The organism is Endobacter medicaginis, from assembly GCF_014192375.1.
Classification (GTDB): Bacteria; Pseudomonadota; Alphaproteobacteria; order Acetobacterales; family Acetobacteraceae; genus Endobacter; species Endobacter medicaginis.
In genome coordinates this window covers 18543-34297 of the sequence record NZ_JACHXV010000014.1, presented here as the reverse complement: position 1 = coordinate 34297, position 15755 = coordinate 18543, and the positions used below count along the sequence as shown (strand labels likewise).

Sequence of the window (15755 nt, the reverse complement as noted above, 5' to 3'; positions counted from 1 at the left end):
CCGGGCTCATTTCGGTGCGGGGTTGACCGGGGTGGCGTTGTGGGGCGCGGCGCCGCTGTCGGGCTTCACGGGGGCGGGAACCGTGGCGGCCGGCACGGCGGCGTCGGGGGCAGCGGTCGCGGCGCGCTGAGCGGTCTCGCGCGAGGTGGGATCGGCCGACATCGCATCGGCCAGCTTGATCGCCTGCTGGAGCTGGAAGTCGGTTGCCGGCTTGAACAGGTCGAAGGCCGGCCAGGTCTTGGGCGGCACCTTGGGGATCGAGGCGGCCATCGCCGGCAGGTCGGTGCGCGGAGGCAGCTTCGGCGTGGTGCCGCCCTGATTCTTCAGCGCATGGGCGAGATCGGCCTCGCGGTCGGGGAAGAGGTGGTCCGGCGGATCGTCGGTCTCGCGCACCAGCACGTCGGGGGTGATGCCGAGGCCCTGGATCGAGCGGCCCGAGGGGGTGTAGTAGCGCGCCGTGGTCAGCCGGATCGCACCGCCGCCGGGAACCGGGATCAGCGTCTGCACCGAGCCCTTGCCGAAGCTGGTCTCGCCGAGCAGCACGGCGCGGCGATGGTCCTGAAGCGCGCCGGCGACGATCTCGGACGCCGAGGCCGAGCCGCCATTGATCATCACCACCACCGGCAGGCCGCCGGTGATGTCGTCGCCGCGGGCATCCCAGCGCTGGCTGTCCTCCTTGTGGCGGGCGCGGGTGGAAACGACCTCGCCGGAGGCGATGAAGTCGTCGCAGACGTCGATCGCCTGGTCCAGCAGGCCGCCGGGGTTGTTGCGCAGGTCGAGGATCAGCGCCGACAGCTTGCCGCCGGCCTGTTTCTTCAGCTTGTCGTACGCGGCGCGCAGGGCGCCGTCGGTCTCCTCGTTGAAGCTGGAGACGCGGATATAGCCCACCTTGCCATAGAGGTCGGAGCGCACGACCTGGATATGGACGATCTCGCGCGTCATGGTGACGCTGAGCGGCTTGTCGATGCCCTTGCGCTTGACGGTGAGGGTCACCTTGGTGCCGGGCGCACCGCGCATCTTCGCGATCGCCTCGTCGGACGACATGCCGTCGAGCGACTTGCCGTCCACGGCGAGGATCAGGTCGCCGGGCTTCATGCCGGCGCGGGCCGCGGGCGTTCCGTCGACCGGCGAGACGACGCGGATCAGCCCCTGGTCGCCGATGACCTCGATGCCGAGGCCGCCGAACTCGCCCTTGGTCTGCACCTGCATGTCGGCATATTGCTTGGGGTTCATGTAGGAGCTGTGCGGATCGAGCCCGCTGAGCATGCCGTCGAGCGAGTTCTCGATCAGCTTGCCGTCGGAGACCGGCTCGACATAATCGGCGCGGACACGTTCGAACACGTCGCCGAACAGGCCGAGCGCGCGATGGGTATCGGCGATGGAACTGGCCGGATTCTCCCCGCCGGCGGCCTGGGCGAGCGCGGTCGAGATCGCGTGCGGCAGGCCATGGTGGTCGAGGAGCCATCCGGCGGCCGGAGCCGCGGCAAGGCCGCCGGCGAAGGCGGCACCGAGCAGCAGACTGGAGCGAAACTTCATCGGCAGGCGGGTCCCTCAACGCAAGGCGGCAACGGTTCGGCTTCGCAGGCGCGAGTCCGGCCTGGATGACGGGCAGTATGGCCCCGAATGTGTGAGTGAACAATGAACGCCGGCTGGACAATCCGGATGGGCGTTGCGGGTTCGATATGACGGGGCGCTGGAGGGGTGGGACGATGTCGATCAGGCGGTCGGTGGTGTTGCTGGGAATGGTCCTGGCCGGGGTGTCCGGCGGCGAGGCGCAGACGCGCATGAGCGCGGCCGGGGTGGTGGCCGTGCAGGATTTGGGTGCGGCCTGCGACGGGGTGAGCGACGATTCGGCGGCCTTCCAGAAGGCGCTCGACGCGGTGGCGGGCGCGGGCGGCACGCTGGCGTTCCATGGCACCTGCGTGGTGCGCCGGCGGCTCGAATTGACGAACCGGGCGCATGCGCTGCGCGCGTTCACCGTCGACGGACATGGGGGCACCATCCTGACCGATGGCAACGACCTGTTCGGTTTCGTCGCCCAGGCGGCGCAGCCGCAGGCTGTGGCGATCACCCTGGCGGCGATGACGCTGACCAACCGCAGGCCGGGTCCACCTTCGGGAACGGCGATCAGGTTCGACAATTCGCGTGTGTCGGCCGAGGTGATCCACGCGCCGGTGATCCGCGACCTCAACATCAACAACATGGCGATGGCGGTCGGACTTTACGATGTCGGTGACTCGCGCAGCGAGAACGTGGTCGTCAACGAGTATGCGAAGGTCAATACCGCCGAAGCCTTCCATGTCGAGGGCACGTCCGGCAGCCGCGCCTCGGCGAACAACGATTTCCGCAACGTCACCGTCGTCGGCGGCACCGGCTGGCATCTGGTCGGCTTCGTGCAGGGAATCGGGATCGTCAGCTCGAAAGTGCTCGAGGGGCATTGGGGCGTGAAGACCGACAATCCGGTCAACGGCGAGGGTGTCCAGATCAACCAGAGCTACTTCGAGGCGTCACAGGGCGGCATCCGGTTCGATCGATGGTCGAACCTGCAGTTCATCGGCGACACGTTCGATTCGAGCAGCTGGGAGCCGACCGCGCCCGGATGGAGCGCGATTTCGATTTCTCCCGGAGGTGCAGACGATCCTTCGGATTTCGCAGGAGGGGTCACCATCCAGGGCGCGCAGATGAACCATGTCGGCGCGACATCGAGCGACCTGATCGTCGCCTATCTCTCGACCGGGGACGTGTCGCACAACATCATCGAAGGTATCGCGGTGCGGCAGCCGCACTGCATGCGCATCCACGCACCGCCGTCCGGCACTCCGTCGATGGTGGTGGTGCACGACAATTCCTGCTGGGTGGCGCATGGCTATGATTTCAACGACACCGTGATCGCCTACGCCAACTGGTATACGGGCGACTACAGATACGTGACGCTGAATGCGACGAACTGGACCTGTCCGGCGCGGGTCGAGGGTGTGTCGGGCGTGAAGACCTGCTGGAACGCCTCCGTGCGTGGCGAGACCGATTTCATCAACTCGCCGGGGCTCGGGCCCGGCGGGTTCTCGTTCTACGGCGCGGATGTCCACGGCGTCTATGACCGCGCATCACCCTTGTTGCAGATCGGGCCGGACGGCTCGGCAACGGTGCGAGGGGATCTCACCGCTGCGCGGCTGGTGTCCGATCCGGCGGGCAAGGCGCCGCCACACAGCGATTCACCCTGCACGCCGGGCCAGGAAGCCTGGGACGCACTCTTCGAATATCGCTGTGTGGCGAAAGACCGATGGCAACGCTGGGCGCGGCCGAAGGCAAGCTGGTGAGGCTCACCCCAGCGTCGGCATGGTGAATTCCGCGCCAGCCCGCGCGCCCTGCGGCCATCGCGAGGTGACGGCCTTGAGCTTGGTGTAGAAGCGCACGCCCTCGGGTCCGTGCATGTGGTGATCGCCGAACAGCGACGCCTTCCAGCCGCCGAACGAATGAAACGCCATCGGCACCGGGATCGGCACGTTCACCCCCACCATGCCGGCCTGCACGCCATGCACGAACGCGCGCGCGCAATCGCCGTCGCGGGTGAAGATCGCCGTGCCGTTGCCGAATTCGTGCGCATTGGTCAGCGCGAGTGCCGCAGCGAAGTCCGGCACACGCACCACGCTCAGCACGGGCCCGAAGATCTCCTCGCGGTAGATCCGCATCGCGGGGGTCACGTCATCGAACAGCGAGCCGCCGGTGAAGAACCCCTCCTCGAGCCCCTGCTGATGGAAACCCCGCCCGTCGACGACCAGCTTCGCACCCTCCTCGACGCCGGCATCGACATAGGAGCGCACGCGGTCGCGATGTGCTGCGGTGACAAGCGGGCCCATCTCCGCCTGCGGATCGGTCGATACCCCGATCTGCAGCGCGCGCACCCTCGGTGCGAGGGCCGCGACCAGCGGATCGGCGACCGCGCCCACCGCAACGGCGACCGAGATCGCCATGCAGCGCTCGCCGGCCGAGCCGTAGGCCGCGCCCATCAGCGCATCGACGGTGCGGTCGAGATCGCAGTCCGGCATGATCACGGCATGGTTCTTCGCACCCCCGAGCGCCTGCACGCGCTTGCCGTGCGCGGTGGCGGTCTGGTGGATGTGGCGCGCGATCGGGGTGGAGCCGACGAAGCTCACCGCCTCGATGCCGGGATGGGCGAGGATCGCCTCGACCATCTCCCTGTCACCGTGCAGGACCTGGAACACGCCCTTCGGCAGCCCGGCCTCGGCGAACAGCTCGGCGAGCCGCAGCGCGGCGGAGGGGTCGCGCTCGGAGGGCTTGAGGATGAAGCAGTTGCCGGTGGCGATCGCCATCGGCGCCATCCACAGCGGCACCATCACGGGAAAGTTGAACGGGGTGATGCCGGCCACCACGCCGAGCGGCTGGCGGAAGCTGTAGGCGTCGATGTCGCGTCCGACCTGTTCGGTGAACTCGCCTTTCAGCACCTCGGGGATCGAGGTCGCGTATTCCACCACCTCCATGCCGCGGGTGACCTCGCCGAGCGCGTCGGACAGCACCTTGCCGTGCTCGGCCGAGATGATGGCGGCGAGATCTTTCGCGTGGCGCTCGATCAGGTCGCGCAGGCGGAACATCACCCGGGCGCGGGCCAGCGGCGGGGTCGCGGCCCAGGAGGGGAAGGCGGCGCGCGCGGCGGCGACGGCGGCATCGAGATCGGCGGCGTCACCCAGCACGACCTCGCGGGCGACGGCCCCGGTCGAGGGATTGAAAACCGGGGCACGGCGCGGGCTTCGGGAGGTCGCCGGAGCGCCGTCGATCCAGTGCGAGACGGTTTCCTTCCTGGTGATGTCGGTCAGCATGTTCATCGTGTGGTTCCGTCGATTGGAGTACGGGAGCGGGCTTCGTTGAGGGCGCCGCAATCGGAAAGCCGGCGACCGGCCGTCTCGGGCAGGGCAAGGGCGGTGACGACCAGGCCGATGGCGCAGAAGGCCAGCGGGTATGCGAGTCCGGCATAGATGTTGCCGGTGCGCGCGACCAGCGACAGGCCGGCGAGCGGCAGGAAGCCGCCGATCACGCCGTTGGCGATGTGATAGGGCACCGAGGTCGAGGTGTAGCGCACGCGAGTGGGGAAGTTCTCGACCAGATAGGCGCCGTAGGGGCCGTAGATGGCGGCGGCGATGACCACGGCGATGAACACGCACAGCGCGATGCGCACCGTATCGACGCCGGCGGGGGTGACGGCGGCGTGGATGGCCATGAACAGCGGCAGCAGCAGCACCAGGGCGGCGACCATCCCGGCCAGGATCAGCGGGCGGCGGCCGAGGCGGTCGGACAACGCGCCGAAGACGACGAAGAACGGGGCGCCGCACAACGTCCCGGCGGCCACCGCCAGCGAGGCGGTGAGGAAATCGACCTTGAGCACGCTTTGCAGGAAATAAAGAACGTAGAACTGCGCGGTGTAGAAGGTGACGGCCTGCGCGCAGGCGACGCCGAACAGGAACACGACGATTCGCCGCCGGTTGGCGGGCTCGGCGAAGGCCTCGCGCACCGGGGCGTGGGCGATCTCGCGGCGGTCCTTGAGCGCCTGGAACGCGGGCGATTCCGCCATGCGCATGCGCACGCCGATCGACAGCGCGACCAGTACGCTCGACAGCAGGAACGGCAGCCGCCAGCCCCAGGATTCGAACTGGGCCGAGCCGAGGCCGAGGCGGCAGGCGATCACCACCAGCAGGCTCATCAGCAGTCCGGTGGAGGCCATCGCCTGGATATAGCTGGTCCAGCGGCCGCGGCTCGCGTCGGGGGCGTGTTCGGCAACATAGGAGGCCGCACCGCCATATTCGCCGCCGAGTGCGATGCCCTGCAGGATGCGCATCGAGATCAGCAGGATCGGAGCGGCGAGACCGGCGGTGCGGTAGGTGGGCAGCAGACCGATCGCCGTGGTGCCGATGCCCATCAGCACCAGGGTGAGGATGAAGGTGGTCTTGCGGCCGAGCCGGTCGCCGACATGGCCGAAGATCAGCGCGCCGAGCGGGCGCACGACGAAGCCGACCGCGAAACCGGCCGCGGTCAGCAGCATCGCCGCGGTGGTGTTGCCGGCGGGATAGAACAGCTTCGCCAGCAGGGTCGCGAGCGAGCCGTAGATGAAGAAATCATACCATTCGATCACCGTTCCCACGGTGGAGGCGAGCACCAGAAACCGCATCTCCCGTGTGGTGGTCGGCGCGATTTCGATCGGGCCTGCGAGGGTCGCACTCATGCTGGACGTCTTTCCCGGCTATGGCCGTCTTGTTGGCGACGGCTCTGTCGTTGGAAACTCAGATGGCTCCGTCGAAGACCTTGCGATACAGGGTCTCGATCTCGTTGGCCTCGGCGAGGCGGGGATTGTTGGCAGGCGAGCCGGACGCCAGTGCCTGGCGCGCCATGGTGGGCAGCAGCGTCGACCAGCGCTGCGCGTCGATGCCGTAGCTCTGCGGGGTGGGCACCTCGAGCTCGGCATTGCGCGCACGCAGTGCATCGATCAGCGCGCGGGCGGCGTCGCTATCGCTGTGCGTGGCCTCGGCGATGCCCATCGCCCGGGCGCAGTCGGCATAGCGCGCCTCGTTTCCATCGATCGAGAAGGCGGTGATCGCCGGCAGCAGCATCGCGTTCGACAGGCCGTGCGCGACATGGAAATGCGCGCCGATCGGCCGGCTCATGCCGTGCACCAGGGCAACCGACGAGTTGGAGAACGCCATGCCGGCCTGGAGCGCGCCGAGCATCATCGCCTCCCGCGCCGCGCGGTTGGCGGGTTCGTGGCAGACGGTGGCGACATTCGGCCAGATCAGCTTCATCGCCGACAGGGCCAGCGAATCCGAGAACGGGTTGGCCTGTTTCGACACATAGGCCTCGATCGCGTGGGTGAGCGCGTCGATGCCGGTATCGGCCGACAGCCGCCACGGCTTGGTCAGCGTGAGTTCGTAGTCGACGATGGCGATCTTCGGCAGGTAGGCCAGCCCGGCGCAGAGCATTTTCTCGTCGGTGGCCTCGTCGGTGATGATGGTGAAGCGCGTGGCTTCCGAGCCGGTGCCGGCGGTGGTCGGCACGGCGACGATCGGCAGGCCGGGTGCATCCTGGACATGCGGGAATTTCAGCGCCGCCGGTGAGGTGTCGTGGCGGGCGAGCACGGCGATCATCTTGGCGGTGTCGATCGGGCTGCCGCCGCCGAGGCCGATGACGCAATCGGCCGCGCCGGCCTTGAGCTTCTTCAATCCGGCCTGCACGGCGGCGACGGTGGGGTCGGGCACGGTGCCGTCGAAGACGCGCGGCGCCATGCCGTCCGCCTCCAGCAGATGCAGCACGCGTTCGAGCACGCCGGACTGCGCCATGAAGCGGTCGGTGACGATGAACGGCGCGTGCAGCCCGGCCTGGGCGAGGGCCTTGGGGAGATGGTCGAGGGCACCGCCGCCGATTCGCAGCGAGCCCGGCAGGTAGATCGGACGCATGGAAGCTCCCGGACGTCTTGGTTTGTTGTTGGCCGGCACGCTACCGGTCGTATCGGCTTTGGAAAATTCCCAAGGAACTCCCATAGTCTGTGCGCGGATGCACAGACGAGGCGTGTGGGACGGCATGGCGCACGGGCTGGACTGGTCGAACCTGCAGTATTTCCACGAGGTGGCGCGCACCGGCACGCTTTCGGGTGCTGCGCGCCGGCTGGGGGCGGATCATGCGACGGTGGGGCGACGGATCGCCGCACTCGAACACTCGCTCGGGCGCAAGCTGTTCGAGCGCCATCAGCGCGGCTACAGCCTGACCCGGCAGGGGCGGCGGCTGCTGGCGATCGCCGATGCGATGGAGCGCGAGGCGGCGCGGGTGGAGGCCCATGCCGGCAGCGACGCGGTCGGCGGCACGGTGCGGCTGAGCACGCTGGAGGGATTCGGCAATTTCTTCATGGCGCCGCGGATCGGCGGGCTGCTCGCCGCCAATCCCGGTCTGGTGCTGGAGTGGCTGACCATCCAGCAGCTCGTCGCCCTGTCGCGCCGCGAGGCGGACATCACGGTGACGCTGTCGCCGGCGTCGGGTGCGCGGTTCCGCTCCGAGAAGCTGACCGACTACCGGCTGGCACTGTATGGGGCGCCGGCCTATCTCGACCGCCATCCGCCGATCCGCGACGAGGCGGACCTGCGTGCGCATCTGTTTACCGGCTATATCGAGGATCTCGTGTTCACGCGCGGGCTCGACTATCTCGGCGATCTCGCCGGGGGTGCCATCTCGGCGCGGCTGCAGAATTCCTCGCTCGGCGCACAGCTCGCCGCGATCCGCGCCGGGCTGTGTCTGGGCGTGCTGCCGGTCTTCGTGGCGCAGGCGGCAGGTGAGGGGCTGGTCGCGGTGCTGGGCGGCGAGGTGGCGCTGGTGCGCAGCTACTGGATGTCGGTCTCGGAGGACGACGCCGACAATCCGCGCGTGCAGCGCGTGTGCGAGACGCTGCGCGACAGCGTCATGGCCGCGGGGGATCTGTTCATGGCTGAACCGTGAGGCGGATGAAGCGGCGGCTCTGGATGTCCCGGTCTGTCCGTTCTCCGCTAACGTATCGGTAGCGCAAGAATGCGGCGGGCGGTAGCCTGCGGTCCGTGTCCTCGTCGCTGATCCTGTCCGGTCGCGGTTCTGCGCGGCGCGCGGCGTTGCTGCGTGGCCTCGGGCGGCGTGTGGCGTTGCTGGAGCAGGTCCTGGTGGCGCAGGCGGCGCGGCTGGCGAGCCTGCTGTCGGTCTGTCTGGGCGCGGGGTGTGCGACCTACCTGCTGCTGCGCTCCGAGCCGAATGCCTGGACCGGGGCGCTGCTGGTGGGCGCGGGCGGGGGTGCGGCGCTCGCCGCGCGGATGCGTGGCCATGCGATCGCGAGTGCCGTGGCCCTCTGCGTGCTGGCCTTCGGGCTGGGGTTCTGGTCGGGACAGTTCGCCTGCCATCGCGCGCCCCCGGTCAGCGCGATGCCGAAGAAGGCGGTGCTGGTCAGCGGACGCCTGCTGTCGGTGGACGTGCTGGCCGATGGCGCGCGGCGGGTGCGCATCGCGACCCCCGAAGTGCAACGCGCGCCAGGGCGGCGGACGGTGGTGGACGAGGCGGAGGAAGGTGTGGGTGGCGCGATGGACCGCGACGTCAATCTCCGCCTGCGCGCCGGCGATGCACAGGAGCTGGGCGCAGGCGAGATGGTGCGGGTCCGCGCGCTGCTGCGCGACCCGCCGCCGCCCGATCGTCCCGGCGGGCGCGACCTTCAGCGCGAGGCGTTCTTCGACCGTCTGGGCGGCCAGGGCTATGCGCTCGGCGACGTGTCGGTGATCGCGCCCGCCGCGGGCGGCTGGTCCGATCCCGCGATGCGTGTCCGGCGTCTGCGCGAGGCGATCGCGGCACGGATCGGTGCGGTGCTGCCGGGCCGCGAGGCGGCGGTGGCGCAGGTGATGCTCACCGGCCTCGGCACCGGCCTGCCGCAGGCCGAGCGCGACGCGTTCGCGGCCTCGGGGCTGGCACATCTGCTGGCGGTGGCGGGGCTGCATATCGGCATCGTGATGGGGGTGGTGCTGGCGGTGGTGCGGCCGGGGCTGGCGCTGTTTGCCTGGGTGGCGCTGCGCTGGCCGTGCCGGGAGATCGCCGCTCTCGCCGCGCTCGGCGCGGGAGCGGGGTATATGGTGCTGACCGGGATGCATATCCCGATCCTGCGCAGCTTCGCGATGGCCTGTCTGGTCACGCTGGCGCTGGTGCTGGGGCGGCGCGCGCTGTCGATGCGCGGCCTGGCGCTGGCGGCTTCGGTGATCCTGCTGGCCGCGCCCGACGACGTGCTCGATGTGGGCTTCCAGATGAGTTTTTCCGCCGTCGCGGCGCTGATCGCCGGCTACGAGGCGCTGCGCGGGCCGATGCTGCGCCTGCATGGCGCGGGCGGCCCGGTCGGGCGGCTGCGCCATCATCTGGCGGCGCTGGCACTCACCAGCCTGCTGGCCGGTGCGGCGTCGGCACCGTTCGCGCTGTATCATTTCGGCCGGGTGCAGCCGTTCTTCGTCCTCGCCAATCTCGCCGCGGTGCCGCTCACCGCAATGGTGGTGATGCCGGCAGGGATGCTCGGGCTGCTGCTGATGCCGCTCGGGCTGGACCGGCCGGCACTGTGGGTGATGGGACACGGCATCGAGGGGATCCTGTGGCTGGCGCATGCGGTGGCCGCCCTGCCGGCGGCGAGTGTCGCGGTGCCGTCGATGCCGGGCTGGGGGCTGGCGGCGGTCGCACTCGGGCTGGCCTGGCTGTGCATCTGGCCGGGCCGGTCGCGGCTGCTGGGTGGGGTGGTGATCGCGGCCGGGCTGGCCTCGCCGGCGCTGACGACGCGGCCTGCGCTGCTGGTCTCGGGCGATGCGGGGATGATCGGTCTCGCGCCGGAGCGGCCCGGCGGGACGCTGTGGGTCGAGCAGGGGCGGGCCGACAGGGTGATCGCGGCCGACTGGCAGCGGGCCTGGGCGGCGCGGCGCGTGGAAGCATTGCCCGTGGACGGGAGCAGCGCAGACGGGCAGGCGGCGTGCGATCCGGCGTCCTGCACGATCACCCGCGACGGGATCTCGGTGCTGCTGGTGCGCGCGCGGTCGAAGGCGGCGCTGCCGGAGGGGGCCTGTGACGGCATCGCGCTGCTGGTCTCGCCGACGCCCGCACCGGGGGCCTGCCCCGGCGTGCCGCGCATCGACCGTTTCACCGTCTGGCGCGACGGGCCGCAGGCGGTCTGGATCGGCGACGGCGGTGTGGTGGTGAGGAGCGACCGGGTGCTGCGCGGCGATCGACCCTGGGTGCCGCCGGCGCCGTTCGCACGCCGGGTGCAGTTGACGCTGCCGCTGGCGCAGGCCGAATAGGGCGATGTTCGATCCGGCCACCATCCCGACCCTGCTCGCCTACGGGTGTGCCTTCGCGTGCGGCACGCTGATCGGGCTCGAGCGGCAGTGGCGGCAGCGCAATGCGGGCCTGCGCACCAATGTGCTGGTCGCACTGGGGGCGGCGGCGTTCGTCAATCTCGGCTACCAGACCTTCGGGCCGGACGGGGCGACGCGAATCATCGCCTATGTGGTCTCGGGAATCGGCTTTCTCGGCGCCGGGGTGATCCTCAAGGACGGCACCCAGATCCGGGGACTGAACACCGCGGCCACCTTGTGGTGCTCGGCCGCGGTGGGCGCGCTGTCAGGGGCCGCGAGGCCGCTGCAGGCCGTGCTGCTGACCGCGTTCGTGCTGGCCGGCAACACGCTGCTGCGGCCGCTGGTGAACTGGATCAACCGCCGGCCGGTGTCGCTGGCCGTGACGGAGGCGCTGTATGCGATCCATGTCACCGGACGACCGAGCCACATCGCCGAACTGCGTGATCTGATCGACGAGGTTCTGGAACGGGCGCATTACCCGATGCGCGGCATCGAGATCGAGACCAACGGCGAGCATCTGGTCGAGCTGGTCGCCGACCTGGTGCCGATCACGGTGGCGGAAGCCGAGCTCGATGCGGTGGTCGACGAGTTGCGTCGGGCGCCGGAGGTGCTGTCGGCGACCTGGTCGGCGGAGACGACGGGGTAGGGGTTCTTTTTTGCAAAAAAGAACCAAAAACCCTCCGTGATTTTCTGGCCGGTCCGAGTGGATCGAGAGAGTGCGAACCACCCGGAGAACGGACAGAAGTCTTTTTGCTTCTTTTTCTTCAGAAAAAGAAGACTCAGAAATTGATGTTGCTGCGGAAGCCGAGAATGGCGGCATCCGGCGTGCGCGTGGTGGCCCCGGGCCGGATCATGTATTGAAAATCGGGCATCAGCGTCACGCCGCGGTAGACCGCTGCGGCGTAGTTGAGTTCCACCACCTGCTCGGTGTTCTGCGGGCCGTAGGCGTTGTAGCCGTCGATGGCGAGCGGAAAGGTCTCGCCGGCGAGCTCGGCGGCTTCCTGCGCGCGGGTGAAACTGCTCGACATCTGCAGCACGTGCCAGGCCATCGTCACCGTATCGGCGGAGCGGTGCCAGGCCGCACCCGTGGTGGTCAGTCCGGCGAAGATTTGCGATTTGAGCGGGCTGACATTGGCCGAACCATGCACGTAGCCGCCGAAGGCGATCAGCCCGTCGGTCAGGCCCGGGCCCTGACGGACCAGCATCTGGTCGGCGATCGCGTACCACATCTCGCGCGGGTGGGTGATGCGGTCGGCCTCCGGCAGGGTGGAGTTGAGAACATCGGCATAGCGATGCGTGTCGTGGTCGAAACCGATCTTGTAGTGGCCGATCAGCTTGTCGTGACCGAAGGCTGGAATCCAGGCGGCTTCGACGGGGACGGAGACGCCGGATTTGTGCGGATCCGCCCAGGCCCAGCCGGAAATGCCGCCGCCGCCGGTGTTGAAATCGGTATCGACGCTGAACAGGCCGGCCATGGCGTAGAATTGCGGCGAGAACCAGTAGCGCGCGATGCCGCCGAACGAGGCCTGCGGCCAGTCGTGCTCGCCGGGGTAGTTGGGCAGCGGATGCGGGTTGCCGCAGGTGATGACGTTCATCAGCCGGCAGTTGAGCGGCGAGGCGGCGAAGAAGCTGCCCACCGGCAGCCAGCCGCCGGCGACGGTGAAGTGATTGTGGTCGAAGGTCTTCTCGCCATAGGCGTAGACCAGATGGGCGATGACGTTGCCGCGCGCGCCATAGATCTCCTGCGGGGCGGCCAGCGTGTCGCCGAGATAGTCGGGCGAGAGCGAGCGGCCGTTGCCGTTGATGGCGAGGAAATGGAACGCGGTATCCTTCCAGCCGAGAATGGTGCCGAGATCGAGATCGACGGTGAGGGCCACCTGACCGGCGAAGTCGAATCCCTTGCGACGCCCGCCGGTGATGTTGCCGGCATTCTCGGTCAGCCAGTCGAGATTGATGATGATGCCGTGATCCTTGAGCCACGGCCGCGCGCCGGCCCAGTCGCCGAACAGGTGGTCATTGGAGAACGGCGAGGCGAAGAGCGGGCCGGCGATCGGCGCCGAGACCTGAAGCGACTGCCCGGAGGCGAAACCGCTGTTGGGCAGGTCGTTGCCCGCCGCCGCCGACGAGGTCGAAGGCGCGGCATGGGCGAGCGATCCCCAGGCCAGCGCAGAGGCGGCGAGGGCCGCCAGCCGGGCGCGCAAGGCGAGCGTCGGATGATACGTCATTGCTGTTTTCTCCCTGGGGCTGTTTTTCTGAGGCTGTTTTTGTCGTCATTCAGTCGACGATCGGCAGCCACACTGCTGAGGCATGGGCCGAATCGTGCAGGATGGTCTGGGTGGCGGGCCGGAAATCGGCCGGTTTCGCGGTCAGGATGTTGTCGACCCAGCCCTGCGGGTTGCGGTCGTAGAGCGGGAACAGGGACGACTGGATCTGGATCATCAGCCGGTGGCCGGGCTCGATGACATGGTTGATCGCCGGCAGCGAGAAACGGGTGCGGGTCGGCTCGCCGGGCTTGAGCGGGGCCGGGTGCTCGAAGCTCGCATGATACCGCCCGCGGAAGATGTCGAGCGACAGCGGCAGCTCGAACCCGGCCATATCGGGGTCGGACGGGTTCTGGCCCGGATAGACGTCGATGATCTTGACCACCCAGTCCGCGTCGGCGCCGGTGGTGGCGACCCACAGATCGGCGACGGGCTGTCCGGACAGGTGCAGCGGATGGTCGAGCACGCCGGTGCTGTAGCTGAGCACGTCGGGGCGGCCATCGACGAAGCGCTGGTCCTGGACCAGCCAGGTCTGCCAGCCCGGGCGGTCCGAGGCCACCACCGGGCGCGGCCGATAGGGCACCGGATGCGCGGGGTCGGAGACATAGCTGTCGGCACCATCGGGAGCGCCGGGGGCCGCCCCCGGCGCGGTGAAGCCGATCGAGAAACCCGACAGCAGATAGGCGGGCTTGCCGAGATTGCCGCCGCAGGCATCGAGGCAGCGCGTCGGCCAGTCGGAGAAGCGGTCCCAGTGATCCTCGGCGGTGTTGTAGATCAGCACGCGCGGGATGTCGGCCTTCGGCGAGCCCGGCTTGAGATACTGGTTGAAGAACGGCAGCAGCACATGCGCGCGGTAGTCCTCGGCCGTATCGCCGGCCCAGTGCAGCGCGCCGAGCGACGAGCCGTCATAGTTCACCTGGCTGTGCCGCCATGGGCCCATGACAAGGTGGTTGTTGTCGAGATGGCCGGATTTGCGCAGTGCGAGGAAGGTGTGGATCGCCCCCCACATGTCCTCCTGGTCCCAGATGCCCTGCAGCCAAAGCGTCGGCACCTTCGAGGGATGTTCGACGGCGAGATGGTCGAGCGCCTGACCCTGCCAGAAGGCGTCATAGGCCGGATGCGCCAGCATCCGGTGCCAGAACGGAAGCTGGTCGAGCCCGCCGGCCGCCGCCTCGCCGGCGACGGAGCCCCATGCGAGCATGTTGCTGTAGTCGTCGCGATACGGGCGGGGGATCTCGACACCCTTGCCGCGCGCCGCCATCTGGCCGGTGAAATAGTCGAGATTCGGCGTGCGGAAGGCGCCGTAATGATACCAGTCGTCGCCCATCCAGCCATCGACCATCGGGCTTTCCGGCGAGGCGGCCATCAGGTGCGGCGACGGGCCGAGCAGCGCCATCGACACGGTGAAGCCCTCGTAGGACGACCCGAGCATGCCGACGCGGCCGTTGCTCTCCTTCACATTCTTCGCCAGCCACTCGACGGTGTCGTAGGCGTCCGTGGTCTCGTCGGTCCTGGTGGGGTTGAGCGGCCCGATCGGCGGCCGTGTCATGACGTAGTCGCCCTCGGAGCCGTACTTGCCGCGGATGTCCTGGAACACGCGGATATAGCCGGCGCGTGCGAACACATCGTCGCCCTGCGGCAGCGCATCGACCAGCTTCGCGGCATGGAGGTCGCGCATCCGGTGGGCGGCATCATACGGCGTGCGGGTGAGGATCATCGGTGCGTCATGCGCACCCTTCGGCACCCAGATCACGGTGAACAGCTTCACCCCGTCGCGCATCGGGACCATCACCTCGCGGCGGTCGTAATCCTGCGCGCCGGCGGGCAGGGTGAATTTCGACGGGATGTCGGTGCCGGTCTGCACGGTGTCGGGAAAGGCGGGCGCGGCGCGGGCGGGCAGGGCGGCCAGCAGGCAGAGCGCGGCGACAGCGACGGCAGGACGATTCACGCGGCACGACTCCGTTTCGGTTCGGTCTTGGCCGGGTATGTACACCATTGCGCCCCCGCGCAACGCCAGCATTCCGGCGTGCGGGCACGGCAGACATAGCGTCCGTGCAGGATCAGCCAGTGATGCGCGGGACGGAGCATCGCCGGCGGGATGCGGCGGACGAGCTTGTCCTCGACCGCGCGCGGGGTGCGGCCGATGGCCAGCCCGGTGCGGTTGCCGAGCCGGAAGATATGGGTGTCGACCGCCATCGTCGCCTCGCCGAAGGCGATGTTGAGCACCACGTTGGCGGTCTTGCGGCCCACCCCGGGCAAGGCTTCGAGGGCGGCGCGATCGGACGGTACCTGTCCGCCATGAGCCTCGACCAGTCGGGCGGCGAGGGCGGCGACGTGGCGTGCCTTGCTCTGCCACAGGCCGATGGTGCGGATATAGGGCGCGATGCCGTCCGTCCCCAGCGCGGCCATCGCCGCCGGATCGGGTGCAGCGGCGAACAGCGCCGGCGTGCTGCGGTTGACCGAGGCGTCGGTCGCCTGCGCCGACAGCACCACGGCGACCAGCAGCGTGAAGGCGTCGGTATAGGTCAGCTCGCTTTCCGCGTCGGGATTGGCGGCCGCGAGGGCCTCGATGAACGGCCGCACATCGGCGGCCTTCATCGGCTTCGAG

The 15755-nt window shown here is 69.0% G+C and carries 11 protein-coding genes; 4 read left to right on the top strand and 7 right to left on the bottom strand.

Annotated features, from left to right (window positions below):
* Positions 1–6: 6 nt before the first annotated feature.
* Positions 7–1536, bottom strand: a complete 1530-nt coding sequence (locus tag FHR90_RS13875) for a S41 family peptidase (RefSeq protein ID WP_183275422.1) — start codon at positions 1534–1536, stop codon at positions 7–9.
* A 173-nt stretch (positions 1537–1709) separates the two neighbouring features.
* Here FHR90_RS13875 and FHR90_RS13870 point away from each other — a divergent pair, with 173 nt between their 5' ends.
* Positions 1710–3317 carry a hypothetical protein gene (locus FHR90_RS13870; RefSeq protein ID WP_176625349.1) on the top strand — a complete coding sequence of 536 codons (1608 nt, stop codon included), beginning with the start codon at positions 1710–1712 and terminating at the stop codon, positions 3315–3317.
* A gap of 3 nt (positions 3318–3320) precedes the next feature.
* Here the strand turns inward: FHR90_RS13870 and FHR90_RS13865 are convergent, their stop codons facing one another.
* Genes FHR90_RS13865 through FHR90_RS13855 form a run of 3 tightly spaced genes read right to left on the bottom strand, consistent with a single transcriptional unit; the run spans position 3321 to position 7457 of the window.
* On the bottom strand, positions 3321–4841 hold the full coding sequence (locus tag FHR90_RS13865; RefSeq protein WP_246330283.1) for a CoA-acylating methylmalonate-semialdehyde dehydrogenase: 1521 nt from the start codon (positions 4839–4841) through the stop codon (positions 3321–3323).
* Entirely contained in the window at positions 4838–6232 is a 1395-nt protein-coding gene (locus tag FHR90_RS13860) for an MFS transporter (protein ID WP_176624900.1), read from the bottom strand. Before FHR90_RS13860 ends, FHR90_RS13865 begins: the two co-directional genes overlap by 4 nt.
* A 58-nt stretch (positions 6233–6290) precedes the next feature.
* Positions 6291–7457, bottom strand: a complete 1167-nt coding sequence (locus tag FHR90_RS13855) for an iron-containing alcohol dehydrogenase (RefSeq protein WP_176624902.1) — start codon at positions 7455–7457, stop codon at positions 6291–6293.
* A gap of 124 nt (positions 7458–7581) precedes the next feature.
* Between FHR90_RS13855 and FHR90_RS13850 the strand changes: the two genes are divergently transcribed.
* From FHR90_RS13850 to FHR90_RS13840, 3 genes are all read left to right on the top strand, one after another.
* Positions 7582–8487 (top strand): LysR family transcriptional regulator, encoded by a 906-nt coding sequence (locus FHR90_RS13850; protein WP_176624908.1) that lies wholly within the window; start codon positions 7582–7584, stop codon positions 8485–8487.
* A 146-nt stretch (positions 8488–8633) separates the two neighbouring features.
* A complete protein-coding gene (locus tag FHR90_RS13845) occupies positions 8634–10829 on the top strand; it encodes a ComEC/Rec2 family competence protein (protein WP_183275421.1) in 2196 nt (731 codons plus the stop codon).
* Between the two features lie 4 nt (positions 10830–10833).
* Positions 10834–11532 (top strand): MgtC/SapB family protein, encoded by a 699-nt coding sequence (locus FHR90_RS13840; RefSeq protein ID WP_176623778.1) that lies wholly within the window; start codon positions 10834–10836, stop codon positions 11530–11532.
* Positions 11533–11665: 133 nt separating this feature from the next.
* On the opposite strand, the gene FHR90_RS13835 is transcribed toward FHR90_RS13840, so the two are convergent.
* The 3 genes from FHR90_RS13835 to nth are packed head-to-tail and all read right to left on the bottom strand — an operon-like array spanning position 11666 to position 15745.
* Positions 11666–13111, bottom strand: a complete 1446-nt coding sequence (locus FHR90_RS13835; RefSeq protein WP_176623780.1) for a carbohydrate porin — start codon at positions 13109–13111, stop codon at positions 11666–11668.
* A 49-nt stretch (positions 13112–13160) separates the two neighbouring features.
* Positions 13161–15143 (bottom strand): CocE/NonD family hydrolase, encoded by a 1983-nt coding sequence (locus FHR90_RS13830; RefSeq protein WP_176623782.1) that lies wholly within the window; start codon positions 15141–15143, stop codon positions 13161–13163.
* The gene (gene nth / locus FHR90_RS13825; protein WP_176623787.1) at positions 15092–15745 is read right to left on the bottom strand and encodes an endonuclease III; all 654 of its coding nucleotides are present in this window, start codon (positions 15743–15745) and stop codon (positions 15092–15094) included. Before nth ends, FHR90_RS13830 begins: the two co-directional genes overlap by 52 nt.
* Between the last annotated feature and the right edge of the window lie 10 nt (positions 15746–15755).